23 protein-coding genes are annotated in these 20,602 nt (G+C 63.9%); 12 read left to right on the top strand and 11 right to left on the bottom strand.

Annotated elements, in window-relative coordinates:
• Positions 1-15 precede the first annotated feature (15 nt).
• Entirely contained in the window at positions 16-435 is a 420-nt protein-coding gene (locus ACSSVC_RS03960; RefSeq protein ID WP_346634680.1) for a PA0061/PA0062 family lipoprotein, read from the top strand.
• 6 nt (positions 436-441) lie between these two features.
• Here the strand turns inward: ACSSVC_RS03960 and ACSSVC_RS03955 are convergent, their stop codons facing one another.
• Positions 442-675 carry a DUF1161 domain-containing protein gene (locus ACSSVC_RS03955; RefSeq protein ID WP_102862463.1) on the bottom strand — a complete coding sequence of 78 codons (234 nt, stop codon included), beginning with the start codon at positions 673-675 and terminating at the stop codon, positions 442-444.
• 151 nt (positions 676-826) lie between these two features.
• Entirely contained in the window at positions 827-1,258 is a 432-nt protein-coding gene (locus tag ACSSVC_RS03950) for an OsmC family protein (RefSeq protein WP_123723742.1), read from the bottom strand.
• Positions 1,259-1,497: 239 nt separating this feature from the next.
• Between ACSSVC_RS03950 and ACSSVC_RS03945 the strand changes: the two genes are divergently transcribed.
• Complete coding sequence (locus tag ACSSVC_RS03945; protein ID WP_346634681.1) at positions 1,498-2,499, top strand: LLM class flavin-dependent oxidoreductase; 1,002 nt, start codon at positions 1,498-1,500, stop codon at positions 2,497-2,499.
• Positions 2,500-2,565: 66 nt separating this feature from the next.
• Here the strand turns inward: ACSSVC_RS03945 and ACSSVC_RS03940 are convergent, their stop codons facing one another.
• Both ACSSVC_RS03940 and ACSSVC_RS03935 read right to left on the bottom strand, forming a co-directional pair.
• Positions 2,566-2,790 (bottom strand): DUF1161 domain-containing protein, encoded by a 225-nt coding sequence (locus ACSSVC_RS03940; protein WP_102862460.1) that lies wholly within the window; start codon positions 2,788-2,790, stop codon positions 2,566-2,568.
• A 134-nt stretch (positions 2,791-2,924) separates the two neighbouring features.
• Positions 2,925-3,140 (bottom strand): dodecin, encoded by a 216-nt coding sequence (locus ACSSVC_RS03935; RefSeq protein ID WP_016965134.1) that lies wholly within the window; start codon positions 3,138-3,140, stop codon positions 2,925-2,927.
• 158 nt (positions 3,141-3,298) lie between these two features.
• On the opposite strand from ACSSVC_RS03935, the gene ACSSVC_RS03930 reads away from it, so the two are divergent.
• Complete coding sequence (locus tag ACSSVC_RS03930) at positions 3,299-3,625, top strand: ElaB/YgaM/YqjD family protein (protein WP_346634683.1); 327 nt, start codon at positions 3,299-3,301, stop codon at positions 3,623-3,625.
• Here ACSSVC_RS03930 and ACSSVC_RS03925 read toward each other — a convergent pair.
• Positions 3,622-4,515 (bottom strand): LysR family transcriptional regulator, encoded by an 894-nt coding sequence (locus ACSSVC_RS03925; protein ID WP_446439452.1) that lies wholly within the window; start codon positions 4,513-4,515, stop codon positions 3,622-3,624. The two genes, ACSSVC_RS03930 and ACSSVC_RS03925, sit on opposite strands and share 4 nt — an antisense overlap.
• A 130-nt stretch (positions 4,516-4,645) precedes the next feature.
• Here ACSSVC_RS03925 and trpB point away from each other — a divergent pair, with 130 nt between their 5' ends.
• Both trpB and trpA read left to right on the top strand, forming a co-directional pair.
• Positions 4,646-5,866, top strand: coding sequence for a tryptophan synthase subunit beta (gene trpB, locus ACSSVC_RS03920; protein WP_346634685.1), 1,221 nt, complete (start codon positions 4,646-4,648; stop codon positions 5,864-5,866).
• A complete protein-coding gene (trpA, locus tag ACSSVC_RS03915; protein ID WP_346634686.1) occupies positions 5,866-6,678 on the top strand; it encodes a tryptophan synthase subunit alpha in 813 nt (270 codons plus the stop codon). Before trpB ends, trpA begins: the two co-directional genes overlap by 1 nt.
• Before the next feature lie 88 nt (positions 6,679-6,766).
• Here trpA and ACSSVC_RS03910 read toward each other — a convergent pair whose 3' ends face one another.
• Together ACSSVC_RS03910 and ACSSVC_RS03905 are read right to left on the bottom strand one after the other, a co-directional pair.
• The gene (locus ACSSVC_RS03910) at positions 6,767-7,093 is read right to left on the bottom strand and encodes a DOPA 4,5-dioxygenase family protein (RefSeq protein ID WP_346634687.1); all 327 of its coding nucleotides are present in this window, start codon (positions 7,091-7,093) and stop codon (positions 6,767-6,769) included.
• A 161-nt stretch (positions 7,094-7,254) separates the two neighbouring features.
• Positions 7,255-8,205 carry a choline sulfate utilization transcriptional regulator gene (locus ACSSVC_RS03905; protein WP_492612005.1) on the bottom strand — a complete coding sequence of 317 codons (951 nt, stop codon included), beginning with the start codon at positions 8,203-8,205 and terminating at the stop codon, positions 7,255-7,257.
• A 114-nt stretch (positions 8,206-8,319) separates the two neighbouring features.
• Between ACSSVC_RS03905 and betC the strand changes: the two genes are divergently transcribed.
• The 3 genes from betC (at position 8,320) to ACSSVC_RS03890 (ending at position 12,463) form a co-directional block, all read left to right on the top strand.
• A complete protein-coding gene (betC, locus tag ACSSVC_RS03900; RefSeq protein WP_492612004.1) occupies positions 8,320-9,834 on the top strand; it encodes a choline-sulfatase in 1,515 nt (504 codons plus the stop codon).
• Between the two features lie 15 nt (positions 9,835-9,849).
• Positions 9,850-10,767: a choline ABC transporter substrate-binding protein gene (gene choX, locus ACSSVC_RS03895; protein WP_404937974.1), complete on the top strand. Its 918-nt coding sequence runs from the start codon at positions 9,850-9,852 to the stop codon at positions 10,765-10,767.
• A 127-nt stretch (positions 10,768-10,894) separates the two neighbouring features.
• Positions 10,895-12,463, top strand: coding sequence for a SulP family inorganic anion transporter (locus ACSSVC_RS03890; protein ID WP_346634691.1), 1,569 nt, complete (start codon positions 10,895-10,897; stop codon positions 12,461-12,463).
• A gap of 117 nt (positions 12,464-12,580) precedes the next feature.
• On the opposite strand, the gene aroE is transcribed toward ACSSVC_RS03890, so the two are convergent.
• Together aroE and hemF are read right to left on the bottom strand one after the other, a co-directional pair.
• A complete protein-coding gene (aroE, locus tag ACSSVC_RS03885; protein ID WP_346634692.1) occupies positions 12,581-13,402 on the bottom strand; it encodes a shikimate dehydrogenase in 822 nt (273 codons plus the stop codon).
• A 95-nt stretch (positions 13,403-13,497) separates the two neighbouring features.
• Positions 13,498-14,415 (bottom strand): oxygen-dependent coproporphyrinogen oxidase, encoded by a 918-nt coding sequence (gene hemF, locus ACSSVC_RS03880; RefSeq protein ID WP_346634693.1) that lies wholly within the window; start codon positions 14,413-14,415, stop codon positions 13,498-13,500.
• A 168-nt stretch (positions 14,416-14,583) separates the two neighbouring features.
• Between hemF and ACSSVC_RS03875 the strand changes: the two genes are divergently transcribed.
• Positions 14,584-15,561, top strand: coding sequence for an NADPH:quinone reductase (locus tag ACSSVC_RS03875; RefSeq protein WP_492612003.1), 978 nt, complete (start codon positions 14,584-14,586; stop codon positions 15,559-15,561).
• Positions 15,562-15,625: 64 nt separating this feature from the next.
• On the opposite strand, the gene tsaC is transcribed toward ACSSVC_RS03875, so the two are convergent.
• Complete coding sequence (gene tsaC / locus ACSSVC_RS03870) at positions 15,626-16,183, bottom strand: L-threonylcarbamoyladenylate synthase type 1 TsaC (RefSeq protein WP_346634695.1); 558 nt, start codon at positions 16,181-16,183, stop codon at positions 15,626-15,628.
• A 54-nt stretch (positions 16,184-16,237) separates the two neighbouring features.
• A complete protein-coding gene (gene dprA, locus ACSSVC_RS03865; protein ID WP_346634696.1) occupies positions 16,238-17,344 on the bottom strand; it encodes a DNA-processing protein DprA in 1,107 nt (368 codons plus the stop codon).
• A gap of 399 nt (positions 17,345-17,743) precedes the next feature.
• Between dprA and def the strand changes: the two genes are divergently transcribed.
• From def to rsmB, 3 genes are all read left to right on the top strand, one after another.
• Positions 17,744-18,250 carry a peptide deformylase gene (def, locus tag ACSSVC_RS03860; protein WP_102862442.1) on the top strand — a complete coding sequence of 169 codons (507 nt, stop codon included), beginning with the start codon at positions 17,744-17,746 and terminating at the stop codon, positions 18,248-18,250.
• A gap of 69 nt (positions 18,251-18,319) precedes the next feature.
• Entirely contained in the window at positions 18,320-19,279 is a 960-nt protein-coding gene (gene fmt, locus ACSSVC_RS03855) for a methionyl-tRNA formyltransferase (RefSeq protein ID WP_404937972.1), read from the top strand.
• Positions 19,276-20,601, top strand: a complete 1,326-nt coding sequence (rsmB, locus tag ACSSVC_RS03850; protein ID WP_404937971.1) for a 16S rRNA (cytosine(967)-C(5))-methyltransferase RsmB — start codon at positions 19,276-19,278, stop codon at positions 20,599-20,601. Before fmt ends, rsmB begins: the two co-directional genes overlap by 4 nt.
• Position 20,602: the final 1 nt, after the last annotated feature.

Here is a 20,602-nt window from a genome sequence, read left to right as displayed (position 1 = left end):
GATTCGGCCTCCCTCATGCGCCCACTTCTGCTGATCCTTGCCCTTGCCACCCTCAGTGCCTGCAGCACGCCCCTGCCCAGCGTCGATCCGCAACAGGCCTGGATCGACCTGGCCACGCCGACGCCGGGGGGCAAGCTGGTCATGGCCGAGCGCCTGGACAACCAGCGCCTGCAAGACGGTCGTTTCTTCCAGGTCAGCCCCGGCAGCCACGAGCTGATGGTGCGTTTCGACTTCGAAGTGTTCGGCGGCGGCATGGGCATGACCACCGATCCCCAGGAGCGACTGTGCTACCTGAGCCTGCGCTACGACCATTTTGAAGCCGGCCAGCGCTATCGTCTGGAAGCGCGCAACCTGGCGTTCACCCCCAGCGCCCGGCTGTACAACGCCAGGCGCGAGATCGTCGCCGAGGAGCGCATGGTCAACTGCGTGCCCTGACAGGGCTCAGCGATCATTCTTTTGATAGATGATCTTCTTCGTGCCGTTTTCACAGCTGCCGACCACCATGTTGTTGTCATGGACCTCGTCATTGGTGACGATTTCCAGCGTGTAGGAGGCAACGCCCTGGGCCTGGATCTTGGCTTCGATCTCGGCCTTGAGTTCCTCGCAGGGCTTGGGGGCGGCGAAGGCCGATGTGGCCAGCGCACAACAAACAACCGCCAAGGCAAAACGTTTCATGATCTCAAGCTCCCTTGCTACGGCGCGCACGAGCGTGCGCTGAAGCCGCAGTCGCGTATTCGACCACAGGTTCTTGTCCGCCGCACAGACGCATTCGCCGGCAAGCCGGCTCCTACCAACTGAAGCAGGAGCCGGCTTGCCGGCGCAACGATCAACCCAGCAGCGTCGCTTCCAGGCTGATCTTGGCGTTGAGCACCTTGGACACCGGGCAACCCTCCTTGGCCTTGTTGCTCAGCTCCTCGAACTGCTGCTGGCTGGCACCGGGGATCTTCGCCTTGAGGATCAAGTGCACCGCCGTGATGGCGAAGCCGCCATCGACCTGGTCCAGGGTCACTTCTGCCTGGGTATCGATGCTGTCCGCCTTGAGCCCGGCATCACCGAGAATCATCGAAAACGCCATGGAGAAGCAGCCTGCATGGGCCGCGCCGATCAACTCTTCCGGATTGGTGCCCTTGCCACCTTCAAAACGTGCCTTGAAGCCATAGGGCGCCTCGCGCAATACCCCGGTTTCGGTCGAGATCGAGCCGATGCCGGTTTTCAGATCACCTTCCCAATGAGCCGAGGCTTTCTTTTTGATACTCATCTCTTTCTCCTCAAGAACCGGTGCGAAGGGTCGCACCGCGCTTGTTTCTGTTGCCTAAGGGTTCTGAGGATAGATCCGACGGCAAAGTTCAGCCGGTGTGCGCGACGTCTATTTACCCGACAAATTCACTCTGACTATTGAAACTCGGGTATATGCCCACATTGCATGAGTCTGACTTACAGACTTCGGCAGGTTTTGGCTCATGACAAAGGCCTGCACCCCTATGGAGAAGCAGGCCTATGAAACCGCTGTCCGCTGTTAAATTCTCGACCCTCGATCTGGTGCCCGTCCGTGAAGACGGCAGCCCGGCGCAATCCCTGCGCAATTCCCTGGACCTGGCGCAGCACGTGGAAAAGTTCGGCTACACCCGCTTCTGGGTCGCCGAACACCACAACATGGATGGCATCGCCAGCTCCGCCACCTCAGTGTTGCTGGGTTATCTGGCCGGCGGGACATCGAGCATTCGCGTCGGCTCCGGCGGGGTCATGCTGCCCAACCACGCACCGCTGGTGATCGCCGAACAGTTCGGCACCCTGGAAAGCCTGTACCCGGGACGCATTGACCTGGGCCTGGGTCGCGCCCCGGGCTCCGACCAGATGACCGCCCGAGCCTTGCGCCGGGAACGCTCCGGCAGCGCCGACGATTTCCCCGAGGACGTGGCGGAACTGATGGCCTACCTGGGCCCGCGTACTCCGGAGCAACGGGTGATCGCGGTGCCGGGCACCGGCACCAACGTACCGGTGTGGCTGCTGGGCTCCAGCCTGTTCAGTGCGCAATTGGCCGGAGAGCGCGGTTTGCCCTACGCCTTCGCCTCGCATTTCGCACCGCGCTACATGCATGAGGCGATTCGCGTCTATCGCAATCACTTCAAGCCTTCCGCGGTGCTCGACAAGCCTTACGTGATGCTGGGTGTGCCTCTGGTAGCGGCGGATACCGATGAACACGCGGATTACCTGGCCACCTCGGTGTTCCAGCGGATTCTCGCCCTGATGCGCGGCCAGAGCCTGGTCCAGCGCAAACCGGTCAACAGCATGGACGGCCTGTGGCTGCCCCATGAGAAGGAGGCGGTGTCGAGTTTCCTCGGGTTGGCGATGATCGGCAGCCCAGCGAAGATCCGCGCCAAACTGGAGGTGCTGATCGAGCAGACCGGTGCCGATGAACTGATCTTTACCTGTGACCTGTACGAACACGCCGATCGCCTGCACTCCTATGAGTTGCTGGCACAGGTGATGAAGGGCTAAGGCGGCTTTCGGGCACAAAAAAGCCGACGCTGATGCGTCGGCTTTTCAATGGGCTTCTACAAAGGCTCAACCGCGCTTGTAGACAATCTCCTTGGTGCCGGCTTCGCAGGAGCCAACCACTTTGCCGTCAGCCGCCGCGCCTTTGTCGACCACTTCCAGCGAATAATGGGTGGCGCCCTTGGCATCGATCTTCGCGGCGATCTCGCTTTTCAGCTCTTCGCACGGCTTGCCGGCGGCAAGGGCAGTTCCCGCAAGACTCAACAAAGCAGCAGCTAATACTAGTTTTTTCATCGGTCACATTCCCTGGTCGGATCAAAAGAGGCGGCGTTGAAGCCAGCCTGACAGAGGCTCAAGACAGTTGTAGCGCTTTGCCACTTCCTATGGCACTCGGCCAGCGCACAAGTTCCAGAGCCTAGCCCAAGCTTTCAACTATTGGCAATCCGGAAACCTACCTTGAGGGTGACCTGGAAATGCGCCGCTTTACCGTCCTTGATATGACCCCGGGTTTCGGTCACTTCGAACCACTCCAGGTGCTTGATGCTCTTGTGCGCCTCGGCCAGCGCGTTGTTGATTGCCTCTTCGATGCTGTTCGGCGACGAACCCACCAGTTCGACTTTCTTGTAGGTGTGATGATCGGTCATGGCGCTCTCCTTTTTAGCTGTGAAATACAGCCTAGCAGTGATTTTTCTTATTACTTGGGGCGCCAATGCCAAGGGGTAAGTTCAGATTTTCTGCACTTTCCCAACAGGCCGCAGTCGGAACCTACACAGCCTATTCATCACCCCGCAGGAGAGCCGACATGGCCAACACCTCGTTACGCAAAGCCTCACTGGAAAGTATGGAAGCCGAGATCGAAAGCCTGCTCAAATCCCTGGAAAGCCTCAAGGACGATGCGACTGACGAGTCGCGCAAAACCCTCAAGGCCCTCAAGGGCAACGCCGAGAGCGCGCTGAAGCACTCGCGCAGCCTGCTCAGCGATGCCTATGAAGAAGTCAAAGTCAAAACCCGTGAAACTGGGATCGCCACCCGCGACTACGCCCAGGAACATCCCTGGACCACCGCAGGTGTGGCCGTCGGCGCCATTGGCCTGTTGGCTGCCTACCTGCTGTGCAAGCGCGGCAACTAAAGCGCCTGGCGCAGTTCGTTTTTCAACCACTGCGCCAATTGCCGGGCGCGCCCATCGGCGGCGCGCTTGGGTAACCACAGCGCCAGTTGCCCCGGGGTGTCGGAAAACCCCCACGGGGCAACCAGCCTGCCCGCCAGCAAGTCTTCAGCCACCAACGGCTCTGGAGCGATTGCCACGCCCAGCCCGGCCACGGCCGCTTCCAGCAAGTAATACAAGTGCTCGAAACCCTGCCCGTACTTCAGCCCCTCGGCGCTGATTCCGTTGTGCCGTGCCCAACTGGGCCAGGCCTGTGGGCGCGAGGTGGTGTGCAGCAACGATTCTGCCGCCAGGGCCGCCGCCGGCGCTTCGCGCAAGCGCGAATAACCGGCATAGCGCGGGCTGAGCACCGGCCCGATTCGCTCGCTGGCCAGCTCATAGACCTGCATGTCCGCCGGCCAGGGGGGCTCGGCAAACACCAGCAAGGCATCCAGGCCCGGGCGCCGGGGGTCCAGGTCTCCTTCACCGGCGGAGAGGTGCAGGCGCAGGTCTGGCAAGTCGGCGTTCAGGCGCCCCAGGCGCGGAATCAGCCAGCGCGCCAGCAGGCTGCCGGAGCAGCCGAGAACGAAGGGGGCATCGGCACTGCCCCGTGTCAGTTCGCCACAGACGTCCCGCAGACGCTCGAAGGCCTCGCTGCTGGCATCGCGCAGGCGAATCCCAGCATCTGTGAGTTTAATGCCACGGCCATCCTTGACGAAAAGGCTCAGGCCCAGGTGCTCTTCCAGCACCTTCAACTGCCGGCTGACCGCGCCGTGGGTCACGTGCAGTTGTTCGGCAGCCTGGCTGACACTGTTGAACCGGGCAGTGGCTTCGAAGGCCCGCAGGGCATTCAGGGGGGGCAGGTCGCGGCTCATGGAATAGGTGAGTTTTCCTGACAGGTTGCGGCGATCTTATCGGTTTTCAGGGTCCAGTGTCAGGGGTAGAGTGGGCTCCATTGTCCTTCCACGATTTTGTCATTCCACACACTTCCCCGGGAGCGCTCCAATGACCCAGTCCCAATTGCGTAATGGTCCTGACGACAACGGCCTGTTTGGCGCGTTCGGCGGCCGTTATGTGGCAGAAACCCTGATGCCGCTGATCCTCGACCTGGCCCGTGAATACGAAAAGGCCAAGCAAGATCCCGAATTTCTCAAGGAACTGGCCTACTTCCAGCGCGACTACGTCGGCCGCCCGAGCCCGCTGTACTTCGCCGAACGCCTGACCGAACACTGCGGCGGCGCGAAGATCTACCTCAAGCGCGAAGAGCTGAACCACACCGGCGCGCACAAGATCAACAACTGCATCGGCCAGATCCTCCTGGCCCGGCGCATGGGCAAGAAACGCATCATCGCCGAGACCGGCGCCGGCATGCACGGCGTGGCCACCGCCACCGTGGCCGCGCGTTTTGGCCTGGATTGCGTGATCTACATGGGCACCACCGACATCGAGCGCCAACAGGCCAACGTGTTCCGCATGAAGCTGCTGGGCGCCGAAGTGATCCCGGTCGTGGCCGGCACCGGCACCCTGAAAGACGCGATGAACGAAGCCCTGCGTGACTGGGTGACCAACGTCGACAGCACCTTCTACCTGATCGGCACCGTGGCCGGCCCGCACCCGTACCCGGCCATGGTCCGCGACTTCCAGGCCGTGATCGGCAAGGAAACCCGCGAGCAGATGCAAGCCCAGGAAGGCCGCCTGCCGGACAGCCTGGTGGCGTGCATCGGCGGCGGCTCCAACGCCATGGGCCTGTTCCATCCGTTCCTCGACGACAAAAGCGTGCAGATCATTGGCGTTGAAGCCGCCGGCTACGGCATCGAGACCGGCAAGCACGCCGCCAGCCTGAACGGCGGCGTACCGGGCGTGCTGCACGGCAACCGCACCTTCCTGCTGCAGGACGACGACGGCCAGATCATCGACGCCCACTCGATTTCCGCCGGCCTCGACTACCCCGGCATCGGCCCGGAACACGCCTGGTTGCACGACATCGGCCGCGTCGAATACACCTCGGTGACCGACGACGAAGCCCTGGCCGCATTCCACCAGTGCTGCCGCCTGGAGGGCATCATCCCGGCCCTGGAAAGCGCCCACGCCCTGGCCGAAGTCTTCAAGCGCGCGCCGACCCTGCCCAAGGATCACCTGATGGTGGTCAACCTCTCGGGCCGTGGCGACAAAGACATGCAGACCGTCATGCACCACATGCAACAGTCCCAGCAGGAGAAACACTGATGAGCCGCCTGCAAACCCGCTTTGCCGAGCTGAAACAACAGAACCGCGCCGCCCTGGTGACCTTCGTCACCGCGGGTGACCCGAACTACGACACCTCCCTGGCGATCCTCAAGGGCCTGCCCGCAGCGGGTGCCGACGTGATCGAACTGGGCATGCCCTTCACCGATCCGATGGCCGACGGCCCGGCGATCCAGCTGGCCAACATCCGGGCCCTGGGGGCCAAGCAAAACCTGGCGAAAACCCTGCAGATGGTCCGCGAGTTCCGCGAAGGCAACCGCGACACGCCGCTGGTGCTGATGGGCTACTTCAATCCAATCCACCACTACGGCGTGCCGCGCTTCATCGCCGACGCCAAGGCAGCCGGTGTCGATGGCCTGATCGTGGTGGACATGCCGCCGGAACATAACAGCGAGCTGTGCGACCCGGCCCAGGCCGCCGGCATCGACTTCATCCGCCTGACCACCCCGACCACCGACGATGCGCGCCTGCCGAAGGTGCTCGCCGGCAGCTCCGGTTTTGTCTACTACGTCTCGGTAGCCGGGGTCACCGGTGCCGGTGCCGCCACCCTGGAGCATGTGGAAGAGGCCGTGACCCGCCTGCGTCGCCACACCGACCTGCCGATCAGCATCGGTTTCGGCATCCGCACCCCGGAGCAGGCCGCCGCCATCGCCCGTCTGGCAGACGGCGTGGTCGTGGGCTCGGCGCTGATCGACCACATCGCCAATGCCGAGTCTTCCGAGCAAGCGGTGGATGGCGTCCTGAGCCTGTGCGCAGCCCTCTCCGAAGGCGTACGTCAGGCTCGGGTCAGCTGAAGGTAAAGACCAAACCGCAAGATCAGGGGGGGCGCAACCAAGGTTGCGCCCCCTTTTTGCATTGTGTGCACGAGGAATCACCGGCCCCTTAGAACCCCGTCAGATCCAGCGACCGCATGGCCCCCATCCAGATCGCATGATCGGTGTGATCCAGCAAATCGTCCCCGGTATCCGGGTGCAGGAACACCACCAGCCCCTGGCGATTGAGGGCCAGCCACGGCACTACCTGGGCAAACACCTCGGGGGCGAACGCCAACTGGCAACTCCAGTCTGGATGGGGCCCCACCGGCCGCTCGTGGACCCGGCCCATTTTCAGGTCAAACAGCTGCGCGGCCTGCTCGCACAAGGCCCGCGCCTGGTCGATGGTGCTGGCGTCAAAGTAGACGTGGGCGTGATAGCCCTTGATCCGTTGCATGCAAACCCTCGCGATAAAAGACGAACCCTGAAGGTTCCCTGCCAATGACCAGCGCTGCCTGTGCCAGAAAGACCGAGCGCCATGAAAACACCCTAAACCGCTGATCGAGCGAAGGCGCCATGGTGCCACGACTCCTCCAGGATCGGTTGCGCCAAGGCCGCCTACAAGGCAATGGACGGCAACGACAGCCCCTTGAGGGATTGGGCGCTGCCGGCCTGCTCGCTCATCAGCCAGTCGACGAAACGCTGGATCAACGGGCCACGGCGCTTACGCTGGGGCAGCACCACGTAGTAGCCATAGCGGGAGATCAGGGTCTCGGCGATGGGCCGGCACAGCAGGCCCTGCTCCAGCAGGTTGTCCACCAGATGACGCCAGCCGATGGCCACGCCCTGGCCGCCGATGGCCGCCTGTATCAGCAAGGTGTAGTTGTCGAAACGCAATTGCCCGGGGGCCGGGGCGCTGGCCAGGCCCAGCTCGCGAAACACCCCGCTCCAGTCGAACCAGTGGCTGCTGTTCTCGCCCCGCAGGTGCAGCAGTGGCAACTCCGGCAGGGAATGCACAGACAAGGGCGCGGCGCGGTCCTTGAGCAGCAACGGGCTGCACACCGGAAACACTTCTTCGCTGAACAGCCAGCGACTTTCGCCGTGCTTGAAACGCCCATCGCCGAACAGCACCGCCACGTCGATATCGCTGCGCAGCATGCTGTGACTGCGTTCACTGGTCACCAGGCTGACGTCCACCTGGGGGTTGGCCTGATGAAAGTGATGCAGGCGCGGCATCAGCCAATAGGCGGCAAAGGCGAAGTCCGTGGCCACCTGCAGCACCTCGTGCTGATGCTGCTGGCTGAGGGCACTGAGGCCGGCATCGATGCTCTGCAAACCAAGCTGCACCTGTTCCAGTAGCAAGGCGCCGGACTCGGTCAGTTCGATACCGCGGTAGATCCGGTCGAACAGGCGCACGTTCAACCGCTCCTCCAACCGTTTGATCTGCTGGCTGATGGCCGGCTGGGTCGTACCCAGTTCCACCGCTGCAGCGGTGAAGCTGCGCAAACGGGCCGCTGCTTCAAACACCCGGAGCAGGTCCAGGGACAGGTCACCAAGGGCTTCATACATAAGCTGTGCTTATCCTAGTCATTGCCGTGCATGGGCTTTACCGCCAAAGACATGGAATCCATGCTCGATTGCAGCACTTTCGCATAACCATCGACTATGGAATGCCGCGAATCCATGAAGCGCAAGAACATTCTTTTCATCATGGCCGACCAGATGGCCGCGCCCTTGCTGCCGTTCTACGGTTCATCGCCGATCAAGCTGCCGCACCTCAGCCGCCTGGCCGCCCAGGGCGTGGTGTTCGATGCCGCCTACTGCAACAGCCCGCTGTGCGCACCGTCGCGCTTTACCCTGGTCAGCGGGCAGTTGCCGAGCAGGATCGGCGCCTATGACAACGCCGCGGACTTTCCCGCCGACGTGCCCACCTACGCCCACTACCTGCGGCGCCTGGGCTACCGCACCGCGCTGTCGGGCAAGATGCACTTCTGCGGCCCGGATCAGTTGCACGGTTATGAAGAGCGCCTGACCACCGATATCTACCCCGCCGACTACGGCTGGGCAGTGAACTGGGATGAGCCCCAAGTGCGTCCCAGCTGGTACCACAACATGTCCTCGGTGCTGCAGGCCGGGCCCTGCGTGCGCACCAACCAGCTGGATTTCGATGAAGAGGTGGTGTTCAAGGCCCAGCAGTACCTGTTCGACCATGTTCGCGAGGACGGCGACCAGCCGTTCTGCCTGACGGTGTCCATGACCCACCCCCACGATCCCTACACCATTCCCAAGGCCTTCTGGGACCTGTACCGCGACGACGAAATCCCACTGCCCCAGACCCCACCGCAAAGCGAACTGGACCCACATTCCCAGCGCCTGCTCAAGGTCTACGACCTGTGGGGCAAGCCTCTGCCTGTGGATAAGATCCGCGATGCGCGACGAGCCTACTTCGGCGCCTGCAGCTACATCGACAGCAACGTCGGCAAACTGCTGCAGACCCTGGAAGACACCGGGCTGGCGGACGACACCCTGATCGTGTTTTCCGGCGACCACGGTGACATGCTCGGGGAGCGTGGCCTCTGGTACAAAATGCACTGGTTCGAAATGGCCGCTCGGGTGCCGCTGTTGATCTGCGCACCGGGGCAGTTCGCCGCCGGGCGAGTCAGCGCGGCCGTCTCCACCGCCGACCTGCTGCCGACCCTGGTGGAACTGGCCGGCGGCCGCGTAGAGGCGGACCTGCCCCTGGACGGCCGCTCCCTGGTCCCCCATCTGCTGGGGCAGGGCGGCCACGATGAGGTGTTCGGCGAATACATGGCCGAAGGCACCATCAGCCCGCTGATGATGATTCGTCGGGGCGCCTACAAATTCATCTACAGCGAAGACGACCCCTGCCTACTCTTCGATATAGCCAACGACCCGCAGGAGCACCGCGACCTCAGCCAGTCGGCCGAGCATCGAGCGCTGTTCGACGCTTTCCTCGCCGAAGCCCGGGCCAAGTGGAACATCCCCACCCTTCACCAACAGGTCCTGGCCAGCCAGCGCCGGCGCCGCCTGGTGGCCGACGCACTGGGCCGGGGCACGCGCAAGAGCTGGGATCACCAGCCGCTGGTAGATGCCAGTGCGCAATACATGCGCAACCACATCGACCTCGACGATCTGGAGCGCAAGGCTCGTTATCCACAACCCTGCCAAAACCAATAATCCAAGGGGAAGAGCATGCAAAAGTTATCCACAGCGCTGGCAGTCGGGTTCCTGGCTCTGGGCAGCACAACCGTCTGGGCCGACTCGTGCGCAACCGTGAAGATGGCCGATCCGGGCTGGAGCGACATCGCCGCCACCAACGCCATCGCCAGCTTTCTGCTGGACGGCATGGGCTACAAAGCCAAGATCGACACCCTGGCGGTGCCGATCACCTACGGCGGCCTCAAGGACGGCCAGGTGGATGTGTTCCTGGGCAACTGGATGCCGGCGCAGCAGGGCTTCTACGACAAGTTCGTGGCCAATGGCGAGGTGATCCAGCTGGCGAAGAACCTGGAAGGCACCGAGTTCACCCTGGCGGTTCCGGACTACGTGTGGGACGCCGGGGTGCATGACTTTGCCGACCTGAGCAAGTTCGCCGACAAGTTCGACAAGAAGATCTACGGCATCGGCTCCGGTGCTCCGGCCAACCTGTCGCTGCAGGAGATCATCAAGCACAACGAGTTCAGCCTCGGCCAGTGGAAGCTGATCGAATCCAGCGAGCAGGCGATGCTCGCCGAAGTGTCCCGGGCCACGAAAAAACAGCGCTTCGTGACCTTCCTCGGCTGGACCCCGCACCCGATGAACGTGCAGCTGAAAATGCATTACCTGACCGGGGGCGAGAAGTACTTCGGCGCCAGCGGCAGCGTCTACACCCTGACCCGCAAGGGTTATGCACAGGCCTGCCCGAACGTCGGCAAGCTCCTGACCAATCTGCGGTTCACCCAGGACATGGAGAACGCCATCATGGCCGAGGTGGTGAACAAGAAGGTCAGCAACGCCGACGCCGCCAAGGCCTGGATCAAGGCCAATCCGGCGGTGCTGGAGCAATGGCTGGAAGGGGTCCGGACCATCGATGACAAAGAGGCCCTGGCGGCGGTGAAGGGCAAGTTGTAGCCCGAGGTGCACCGGCCATTCGCCGGCAAGCCGGCTCCTACGGGATGAGGGGCCGGCCTCGCCACATGCCCAAGGCCGGACAATGCTTTACCCTGGCCCCCCTGAATCTAACCACCCGCGAGTAACCATGGCCTGGCCCAACCGCCATTCACTCCTGCCTTTTCTGAGCTGGCTGCCACGGCAGACCCGGGCCAGCGTGGGCCGGGATCTGCTGGTGGGCCTGAGCGGCGCGATTCTCGCCCTGCCGCAATCCATCGCCTATGCGCTGATCGCCGGCCTGCCGCCGGAGTACGGGCTGTACGCGGCCATAGTCCCGGTGCTGATCGCCTGCCTCTGGGGCTCGTCCTGGCACCTGATCTGCGGGCCCACGGCAGCGATCTCCATTGTTCTGTATGCCAGCGTCAGCCCTCTGGCGGTGCCGGCATCCGAGGACTACATCACCCTGATCCTGCTGCTGACCCTGCTGGCGGGGATCTTCCAGTGGCTGTTGGGGCTGCTGCGCTTCGGCGCCCTGGTGAACTTCGTTTCGCATTCGGTGGTGCTGGGCTTCACCCTCGGCGCAGCGGCGGTGATCGCCCTGGGGCAATTGCCCAACCTCCTGGGCCTGGACCTGCCGAACCAGGCCACCGCCCTCAATAGCCTGACCTCGCTGCTGGAACACCTGGACGCTGTGGACAAGCCTTCGCTGTTGCTGGGGCTGGGCACGCTGATCGTCGGCCTCGGCCTGAAGCTGCTGGCGCCACGCTGGCCAAGCCTGTTGCTCAGCCTGGTCCTCAGTGCACTGGTGGTCTGGCTGCTGCCGGGGGTGTTCGGCCACGTCAAGCTGGTCAGCGCCTTCGTGGGCCGGCTACCGCCCTTGAGCCCGTTGCCACTGGACCTGGAACTGATCCTGCGGCTGCTGCCCAGTGCCGTGGCGGTGGGGATGCTGGGGCTGGTGACCAGCCTGTCGATTGCCCGCTCACTGTCGGCACGTTCGGAACAACTGCTGGACGCCAACCAGGAAGTCCGCGCCCAGGGCCTGTCGAACATGCTGGGGGCGTTTTTCTCCGGCTACCTGTCCTCCGGCTCCTTCACCCGCTCGGGCTTGAGTTATGAAGCCGGTGCCCGCTCGCCCCTGGCCGGGGTGTTCTCGGCGCTGTGGGTGGCGCTGTTCGCGGTGGCCGGCGCCGGGCTGATCGCCCATATCCCGATTCCGGCCATGGCCGGGAGCATCCTGCTGATCTGCTGGGGCCTGGTGGATCATCGGGGCATTCGCGCGCTGTTCCGGGTCAGCCGCGCCGAATTCGTGGTAATGAGCCTGACCTGCATCGCCACCTTGCTCCTGGAGTTGCAGACGGCGATCTATGCCGGGGTCCTGGCGTCGCTGTTCTTCTACCTCAAGCGCACCTCCCAACCCCGGGTGCAGCATTCCAGCGAGGGCGATGAAGACATCCTGCGGGTGGGCGGCTCGATCTTCTTTGGCGCCAGCCATTACCTGCAGGTGCGCATGCAACGCTGCCACGCACCGAGACTGGTGATCGACGCCCGGCAGATCAACTTCATCGACTATTCAGGGGTGGAGATGCTGCACCAAGAGGCGCGCCGGCTGAAACGCCAGGACCGCAGCCTGACCCTGCGCCGGGCGCGGCAGACGGTGAAAGAGGAACTGATCAAACTCGAAGGGCCGGAGCACTGCCCGATCCACTTCGAAGACTGAATCCGCAGGCGCCTTGCCCACAGTCGACGTAGGAGCCGGCTTGCCGGCAAAGAGGACCTTGAGCCTGGCGCCAGCCCTGAAGCCGCTTTCGCTGGCAAGCCAGTTCCTACGCGGGGGTTACTGCGCCAACTGGCGACGCAGTTCGGCCAGCACCGGGGCGCTGTCCGGGCGCACGCCACGCCATAGGTAGAAGGCTTCCGCCGCCTGTTCGGCCAGCATGCCCAAGCCATCCAGCACCAACGCCGCGCCATGTTCACTGGCCCAACGGCAGAACGGCGTCGGCTCCTTGGCGTACATCATGTCGTAGCACACCGTCTTGCCCGGTTCGATCAGGCTGCTGGCAATCGGCGGCAAGTCCCCCGACAGGCTGGCGGAAGTGGCATTGATGATCAGGTCCACCGACTCCTCCAGCCAGTCAAAGCCGCTGGCCGACACCGGCCCCAAATCGGCGAACAGTTCCGCCAGCAACTCGGCTTTTTCCACGGTGCGGTTGGCAATCACCACCGACGCTGGCCGCTGCGCCAACAGGGGCTCCAAAGCTCCACGCACGGCGCCACCGGCTCCCAGCAGAAGGATGCGCTTGCCTTTGAGGCTGACCCCGGCGTTCACCGTCAGGTCGCGTACCAGACCGGCACCGTCGGTGTTGTCCCCCAACAGGCGGCCGTCGGCCTGCTTGCTCAGGGTGTTCACCGCACCAGCCCGCTGCGCACGCTCGGTCAGGCTGTCGCACAGGCGATAGGCGTCTTCCTTGAACGGCACTGTGACGTTGGCACCACGGCCCTGGACGAAGAAACTGCGGGCAGCGCCGGCGAAGTCGTCCAGGGGCGCCAGCAGGGTGTTGTATTCCAGCTGCTGGCCGGTCTGCTGGGCGAACAGCCGATGAATCAGCGGCGACTTGCTGTGGCCGATCGGATTACCAAAGACAACGTACTGATCCATCTCTCATCCCATTTGCTCAACACACACTGCCAGGAGCCGCGTCCGCCTTGAAGGCCTCTTCGCCGGCAAGCCGGCTCCTGCACAGCGGGTGCGGTTTAGTTGCTGGCCGCCAGCCAGTCGCGGTCTTGCAGGAAGTACTCGGTCAGGCGCGCCTCTTCTGTGCCCGGCTCGGCCTTCCAGTCGTAGCCCCAGCGCACTTGCGGCGGCAGCGACATGAGGATCGATTCGGTGCGACCGCCCGATTGCAGGCCGAACAGGGTGCCACGGTCGTAGACCAGGTTGAACTCGACGTAGCGACCGCGGCGGAACTCCTGGAACTCGCGCTGCTGCTCGGTGTAGGCGGCAGCCTTGCGGCGCTGGACGATGGGCAGATAGGCCTCGATGTAGGCATCGCCGATGGCGCGCATGAAGGCGAAGCTGGTGTCGAAGTCCCATTCGTTGAGGTCGTCGAAGAACAGGCCGCCGATGCCCCGCGGTTCGTTGCGGTGCTTGATATGGAAATAGCTGTCGCACCAGGCCTTGTAGCGTGGATAGACGTCGGCGCCGAACGGCGCACAGGCGCGCTCGGCAACCCGGTGCCAGTGCACGCAGTCATCGATGTTGCCGTAGTAGGGGGTCAGGTCGAAACCGCCACCGAACCACCAGACCGGCTCTTCACCTTCCTTCTCGGCGATGAAGAAACGCACGTTGGCGTGGGACGTCGGCACATGGGGGTTGTGGGGGTGGATCACCAGGGACACACCCAGGGCCTCGAAACCCCGGCCGGCCAGTTCCGGACGGTGGGCACTGGCCGAAGGTGGCAGGCCGCTGCCGAACACATGGGAAAAGTTGACCCCGCCCTTTTCGATCACTGCACCGTCGCCGATCACCCGGGTGCGTCCGCCACCGCCGGCAGGGCGGGTCCAGGCGTCCTCGATAAAGCGTGCGCCGCCGTCTTCGGTTTCCAGTGCAGCGCAAATGCGGTCTTGCAGGTCGAGCAGGTAGGCTTTTACGGCCTCGGTGCGGGTAGTCATGGCATCACCTTGAATCGGGCAAAGCTACGCGGCGCTAGGGATGGAGCAGGGGACGCGCGCAAATGGGCGCGTAGCATAACACCGCGTCGGGGCGCTCCGCAGTTGACGAAGGTCAAGCACAGGAGTCCGATAGAGCACTTTCACGACACGACCAAGGAGAGAGTGCAGATGGCCAAACGTATCCAGTTCCGCGCCCATGGCGGCCCCGAAGTACTCGAGTATGTGGATTACCAGCCCGGCGAACCTGGACCACAACAGGTTCGCGTCAGCAACAAGGCCATCGGCCTGAACTTCATCGACACCTATTTCCGCAGCGGCCTGTATGCCCCGCCGGCGCTGCCGTCCGGCCTGGGCGCCGAAGGCGCCGGGGTGGTGGAGGCCGTGGGCAGCGCGGTGACGCGCTTCAAGGTGGGTGATCGCGTGGCCTATGGCAGCGGCCCACTGGGCGCCTACAGCGATGTGCATGTACTGCCGGAAGCCAACCTGGTGCACCTGCCGGAGGCCATCAGCTTCGAGCAGGCGGCCGGGGTGATGCTCAAGGGCCTGACCGTGCAGTACCTGCTGCGCCAGACCTATGAACTCAAGGGTGGCGAAACCGTACTGTTCCACGCCGCAGCGGGGGGCGTCGGTTCCCTGGCCTGCCAGTGGGCCAAGGCCCTTGGGGTAAAACTGATCGGTACCGTCAGTTCACCGGAAAAGGCCGCCATCGCCAAAGCCCTCGGCGCCTGGGAAACCATCGACTACAGCCACGAAGACGTAGCCAAGCGCGTGCTGGAACTGACGGATGGCAAGAAGTGCCCGGTGGTTTACGACGGTGTCGGCAAAGACACCTGGCTGACCTCCCTGGATTGCCTAGCACCGCGCGGGCTGATGGTCAGCTTCGGCAACGCCTCGGGAGCGGTGGACGGGGTGAACCTGGGGATTCTCTCGGCCAAGGGCTCGCTGTACGTGACCCGGCCGACCCTCGCCAGCTACGCCAACAATGCCGAAAACCTGCAGCTCATGGCCGACGATCTGTTCGGCATGATTGCCAGCGGCAAGCTGAAGATCGATATTGGCCAGCGCTTCGCCCTGGCGGACGCGGCCAAGGCCCATATCGAGTTGTCGGCACGGCGTACGACCGGCTCGACCGTGTTGTTGCCTTAAACGCTTTCGCCGGCAAGCCGGCTCCTACAGATCATCGTGGGAGAGGGCTTGCCGGCGAAGCGGTTCAGGAAGGCCGCACCACCTTGCCGGTGGCCAGATCCCGAATCAGGCTCGGGTTCTTGCGCCCGCCCAGGCTGCCGGTGAGCACCAGATCCAGTTGCCCACGGAAGTACTGCTCGATACGAAGCCGCGTACGCGCCGCCGGCCGTCCCTGGGGATTGGCCGACGTGGAAATCAACGGCCCCACCAAGGCGCACAGTTCACGTACCAGCGGATGGTCGCTGACCCGCAGCGCTACCGTGTCATGGACCCCGGTCACCCACTCCGGCAGCAGGTTCTGATGGGGCACCAGCCAGGTATTGGGCCCCGGCCAGGTGCTGGCCATGCGCTCGATCCAGGTATCCGGGAAATCCTCGAAGAGGAAATCGAACTGGTGGATGTTGTCGGCGATCAGGATCAGGCCCTTGTCCACCGACCGTGACTTGATTGCCAGCAGGCGATCCACCGCCTCTTCATTCCACGGATCGCACCCCAGGCCCCAGACCGCTTCGGTTGGATAGGCAATCACCGCCCCTGCGCGAATCTCTCGTGCGGCTTGCTGCACACGCCAACTGCTGACCATTGCCGAATCTCCAGATAAAAGCTGTGCGCAGTTTACCGATCCTGCCTATAAAACCTAGCTCAGACGCGCAAACCAGCGGCCGTTTTCATTGACTGCCCGAGCCTCGATTTCAAGCTCGGTCAGCGCCGCCAACACCCGGGGCAGGGACCAGCCGCTGGCAAGCGCCAGGGCCTCGCTGCTGTGGGGGGCCGCCTGGAGCAGGGCCAGTAGCGGATGTTCACTGACCTCCACCGGCACCGCAGCGGGCGGCGGCAGGTGTTGCCAGCCTCGCAGGGTTTCCAGGATGTGCTGCACGCTTTCCACCAGCACCGCGCCGTCACGGATCAGTTGGTGACAGCCTCGGGCACCGGGGTGATGAATCGAACCGGGGATCGCGTACACCTCGCGGCCCTGCTCGGCCGCCAGACGGGCGGTGATCAGCGAGCCACTGGCGACACTGGCTTCCACCACCAGTACCCCCAGGGACAGGCCACTGATGATCCGATTGCGCCTGGGGAAGTGCTCCGGACGTGGCCCGGTGTCCAGGGGGAACTCGGAAATCACTGCGCTGCCCTGGTCGATCATCGCCCTGGCGAGGGCCCGATGCCGCTGTGGATAACAATTTTCCAGGCCCGTGCCCAACACGCCCACAGTACGCCCCCCAACGTCCAGGGCCGCCTGGTGCGCAGCGCCATCGATTCCCAGGGCCAGGCCGCTGGTGATTACGAATCCGGCGGCGGCCAGACTCCGGGAAAACGCTGCGGCCGTGTCCAGTCCCGGACGCGAAGCCCGACGGCTGCCCACCAGCGCCAGCTGCGGCCGTTGAAGAATCGACGGATCGCCGGCCACGAACAACAGCGGTGGCGCATCCTCCAGTTGCGCCAGCAGCGGGGGATAGTCGGGCTGGTCCCACATCAGCAAATGCTGGGCCTGGTTGTCTATCCAGGCCAGTGCTCGGCGGGCGCCCTCCCGGACTTCGACGCTGCGCCGGGCATCGCTACAGGCCGTCGGCAAACCCAGGGAGTGCCAGGCGCGGGCCGGAGCACTGAGGGCCTTGGAGGCTGAACCGAAGGCCTGGAGCAAACGCCCAAAGCGCATGGCCCCTAGGGCGGGCAGGCCATGCAAACGTAAACGGGCTTCCAGTTCCGCGGGGGAAATGGCAGCACTGATCGAGTGCGACATGGATCATCCTTGATCGTCATCGGTCCGGCGAAAGCCGGAACAAGCTGTGGATAAGTCTGTTGGTAACTTGTTGAGGAAAGGTGTGTTGCTGCACCGTGGGCGCGATCTATCAACCTCGGCCATGCTCTGCCCGGCAACCCGTGCAGCCAACCGCAAGCCCGCCAATCAGGCCTGACGCAGCCGCTTGCAGGTCCGACCGATGGCGGTCCAGCCCAAGAGCAGCAAGGCGAACAGACATTTCCTCAGGGGCTGAATCCCTTTATTATGTGCGTTCGCGTAAAACGCCAGAGCCTGCACGGCTCGCTCCTTTGCAGAGCACGTTTTGCATCGGCGGCCCAGGTCCAGGACCTGCCAGGACGCCGACTCCGCCCTTACTTCACACGTGTAGCAATTACGCTTATGGCCATTTTAAACATCCTCGAATTCCCCGATTCGCGCCTGCGCACTATCGCCAAACCAGTGGCCGTAGTGGACGACGAAGTGCGTCAGTTGGTCGATGACATGTTTGAAACAATGTATGAGGCCCCAGGCATTGGTCTGGCGGCGACCCAGGTCAACGTGCACAAACGCGTCGTGGTCATGGACCTGTCCGAAGATCGCAGCGAGCCCCGGGTGTTCATCAACCCCGAGTTCGAAGCCCTGACCGACGAGATGGACCAGTACCAGGAAGGCTGCCTTTCGGTACCGGGCTTCTACGAGAACGTCGACCGTCCGCAGCGGGTCAAGATCAAGGCTCTGGACCGCGACGGCCAGCCCTATGAGCTGATCGCCGAAGGTTTGCTGGCGGTGTGCATCCAGCACGAATGCGACCACCTGAACGGCAAGCTGTTCGTCGACTACCTGTCCACGCTCAAGCGTGACCGGATCAAGAAGAAGCTGGAAAAGCAGCATCGCCAGCAGGCTTGATGACCGTCTTGCAAAGGCTTGCTACGGCAAGCCTTTTTCTTTTCCGCATGTTTAACATCGAGAATTCCCATGACTGAGCCACTGCGCATCGTCTTTGCCGGCACCCCCGAATTCGCCGCCGAACACCTCAAGGCCCTGCTCGACAGCCCTTACCAGATTGTCGCGGTCTACACCCAGCCGGACCGTCCGGCGGGGCGCGGGCAGAAGCTGATGCCAAGCCCGGTCAAACAGCTGGCCCTGGAGCACCAGATCCCGGTGCTGCAACCGCCCACCCTGCGCAATGCCGAGGCCCAGGCCGAACTGGCGGCGCTCAAGCCGGACCTGATGGTGGTGGTGGCCTACGGCCTGATCCTGCCTCAAGTGGTGCTGGATATTCCGCACCTTGGCTGCATCAACAGCCACGCCTCCCTGCTGCCGCGCTGGCGCGGTGCCGCGCCGATCCAGCGCGCCGTAGAAGCCGGTGACGCGCAAAGCGGGGTGACCGTGATGCGCATGGAAGCCGGCCTGGACACCGGGCCGATGCTGCTCAAGGTCAGCACCCCGATCAGTGCCCAGGACACCGGCGGCAGCCTGCACGACCGTCTGGCCGAACTGGGCCCGCCCGCGGTGCTGCAAGCCATCGAAGGCCTGGCCGCCGGCACCCTGGAAGGCGAAGTCCAGGACGACAGCCTGGCCACCTACGCCCACAAGTTGAACAAGGACGAAGCGCGCATTGACTGGAACCGTCCAGCCGTAGAGCTGGAGCGTCTGGTCCGGGCCTTCAATCCCTGGCCGATCTGCCACAGCATGCTGAATGGCGAAGCCCTGAAAGTCCTGGCCGCCACTCTGAGCGAAGGCACAGGCGTCCCGGGGGAAATCCTCGGCGCCAGCAAGGACGGCCTGATCGTCGCCTGCGGTGAACAGGCGCTGTGCCTGACCCGTCTGCAACTGCCCGGGGGCAAGGCGCTGAACTTCAGCGACCTGTTCAACAGCCGCCGCGAGAAATTCGCCATCGGCACCGTCCTCGGCCAGACGGCGGACGCCCAATGAACCCGCGCCTGGCCGCCGCCAAGGCACTGACTGCGGTCCTCAACGGCAAGGCCTCGCTCAACAGCTCGCTGCCGATCCAGCTGGACAAGGTCGAGGTCCGTGATCGCGGCTTCACCCAGGACCTGGCGTTCGGCACCGCACGCTGGCAGCCCCGGCTGTCGGCGCTGGCGACCAAGCTGCTGCAGAAGCCGTTCAAGGCCGCCGACGCCGATGTCGAGGCGCTGCTGCTGGTGGGGCTCTATCAGTTGCTCTACACCCGAGTGCCGGCCCACGCCGCCATCGGCGAAACCGTGGGCTGCGCCGACAAATTGAAAAAACCCTGGGCCAAGGCCCTGCTCAACGCCGTGCTGCGCCGTGCCCAGCGTGAAAGCGAGTCCCTGTTGGCCGAGCTGGAACATGATCCGGTGGTGCGCACCGCCCACCCACGCTGGCTGCAGAAATCCCTCAAGGCCTTCTGGCCCGAGCAGTGGGAGGCCATCTGCGCCGCCAACAACGCCCACCCGCCGATGATCCTGCGGGTCAATCGCCGTCACCACTCCCGGGATGCCTACCTGAAGCTGTTGAGCGAAGCCGGGGTTGCGGCCAAGGCCTGCGTCTACAGCCAGGACGGTATCGTCCTCGACGAAGCCGGTGATGTGCGCAGCCTGCCAGGCTTTGCCGAAGGCTGGGTCAGCGTCCAGGACGAAGCCGCACAACTGGCTGCCGATCTGCTGGAGCTGGCCCCGGGGCAACGGGTGCTGGACGCCTGCTGCGCTCCGGGCGGCAAGACCTGTCACATCCTTGAAGTGCAGCCGGAGCTGGCCGCTGTGGTGGCAGTGGACCTGGAAGCCAAGCGCCTGGTGCGGGTGCGGGAAAACCTCGACCGCCTGGGGCTCGATGCCCAACTGATCGCCGCCGACGGCCGGGATACCCAGGCCTGGTGGGACGGCAAGCCGTTCCAGCGCATCCTGCTGGACGCTCCCTGCTCGGCCACCGGGGTGATTCGTCGCCATCCGGATATCAAGCTGACTCGCCAAGCCGAAGACATCGCCGCCCTGGCGCAATTGCAAGGCGAACTGCTGGACGCCATGTGGCAAGCCCTGGAAGTGGGCGGCATCCTGCTCTACGCCACCTGCTCGACCCTGCCCACCGAGAACACCGAAGTGATCGAGGCCTTCCTGGCCCGCACCCCGGGTGCTCGTGAATTGGACATCGGCGGCCAACTGGGGCAGCCTGCGGCCGGCCTCAAGCAGCCTCACGGGCGCCAGTTGCTGGCGCAAGAAGGCGGCCACGATGGCTTCTACTACGCCAAGCTGATCAAGATCGCCGCGGCTCGCGGCTAAA

This window comes from Pseudomonas sp. E1BtOHC1, assembly GCF_058744285.1.
This window is presented reverse-complemented; position numbering and strand designations above follow the sequence as displayed.

What these genes read in the sequence shown, in the direction of transcription:
- ACSSVC_RS03960 (WP_346634680.1), top strand. Translation starts at nt 16, where the DNA reads ATGCGCCCACTTCTGCTGATCCTTGCCCTTGCCACCCTCAGTGCCTGC.
- ACSSVC_RS03955 (WP_102862463.1), bottom strand. Translation starts at nt 675, where the DNA reads ATGAAACGTTTTGCCTTGGCGGTTGTTTGTTGTGCGCTGGCCACATCG.
- ACSSVC_RS03950 (WP_123723742.1), bottom strand. Translation starts at nt 1,258, where the DNA reads ATGAGTATCAAAAAGAAAGCCTCGGCTCATTGGGAAGGTGATCTGAAA.
- ACSSVC_RS03945 (WP_346634681.1), top strand. Translation starts at nt 1,498, where the DNA reads ATGAAACCGCTGTCCGCTGTTAAATTCTCGACCCTCGATCTGGTGCCC.
- ACSSVC_RS03940 (WP_102862460.1), bottom strand. Translation starts at nt 2,790, where the DNA reads ATGAAAAAACTAGTATTAGCTGCTGCTTTGTTGAGTCTTGCGGGAACT.
- ACSSVC_RS03935 (WP_016965134.1), bottom strand. Translation starts at nt 3,140, where the DNA reads ATGACCGATCATCACACCTACAAGAAAGTCGAACTGGTGGGTTCGTCG.
- ACSSVC_RS03930 (WP_346634683.1), top strand. Translation starts at nt 3,299, where the DNA reads ATGGCCAACACCTCGTTACGCAAAGCCTCACTGGAAAGTATGGAAGCC.
- ACSSVC_RS03925 (WP_446439452.1), bottom strand. Translation starts at nt 4,515, where the DNA reads ATGAGCCGCGACCTGCCCCCCCTGAATGCCCTGCGGGCCTTCGAAGCC.
- trpB (WP_346634685.1), top strand. Translation starts at nt 4,646, where the DNA reads ATGACCCAGTCCCAATTGCGTAATGGTCCTGACGACAACGGCCTGTTT.
- trpA (WP_346634686.1), top strand. Translation starts at nt 5,866, where the DNA reads ATGAGCCGCCTGCAAACCCGCTTTGCCGAGCTGAAACAACAGAACCGC.
- ACSSVC_RS03910 (WP_346634687.1), bottom strand. Translation starts at nt 7,093, where the DNA reads ATGCAACGGATCAAGGGCTATCACGCCCACGTCTACTTTGACGCCAGC.
- ACSSVC_RS03905 (WP_492612005.1), bottom strand. Translation starts at nt 8,205, where the DNA reads ATGTATGAAGCCCTTGGTGACCTGTCCCTGGACCTGCTCCGGGTGTTT.
- betC (WP_492612004.1), top strand. Translation starts at nt 8,320, where the DNA reads ATGAAGCGCAAGAACATTCTTTTCATCATGGCCGACCAGATGGCCGCG.
- choX (WP_404937974.1), top strand. Translation starts at nt 9,850, where the DNA reads ATGCAAAAGTTATCCACAGCGCTGGCAGTCGGGTTCCTGGCTCTGGGC.
- ACSSVC_RS03890 (WP_346634691.1), top strand. Translation starts at nt 10,895, where the DNA reads ATGGCCTGGCCCAACCGCCATTCACTCCTGCCTTTTCTGAGCTGGCTG.
- aroE (WP_346634692.1), bottom strand. Translation starts at nt 13,402, where the DNA reads ATGGATCAGTACGTTGTCTTTGGTAATCCGATCGGCCACAGCAAGTCG.
- hemF (WP_346634693.1), bottom strand. Translation starts at nt 14,415, where the DNA reads ATGACTACCCGCACCGAGGCCGTAAAAGCCTACCTGCTCGACCTGCAA.
- ACSSVC_RS03875 (WP_492612003.1), top strand. Translation starts at nt 14,584, where the DNA reads ATGGCCAAACGTATCCAGTTCCGCGCCCATGGCGGCCCCGAAGTACTC.
- tsaC (WP_346634695.1), bottom strand. Translation starts at nt 16,183, where the DNA reads ATGGTCAGCAGTTGGCGTGTGCAGCAAGCCGCACGAGAGATTCGCGCA.
- dprA (WP_346634696.1), bottom strand. Translation starts at nt 17,344, where the DNA reads ATGTCGCACTCGATCAGTGCTGCCATTTCCCCCGCGGAACTGGAAGCC.
- def (WP_102862442.1), top strand. Translation starts at nt 17,744, where the DNA reads ATGGCCATTTTAAACATCCTCGAATTCCCCGATTCGCGCCTGCGCACT.
- fmt (WP_404937972.1), top strand. Translation starts at nt 18,320, where the DNA reads ATGACTGAGCCACTGCGCATCGTCTTTGCCGGCACCCCCGAATTCGCC.
- rsmB (WP_404937971.1), top strand. Translation starts at nt 19,276, where the DNA reads ATGAACCCGCGCCTGGCCGCCGCCAAGGCACTGACTGCGGTCCTCAAC.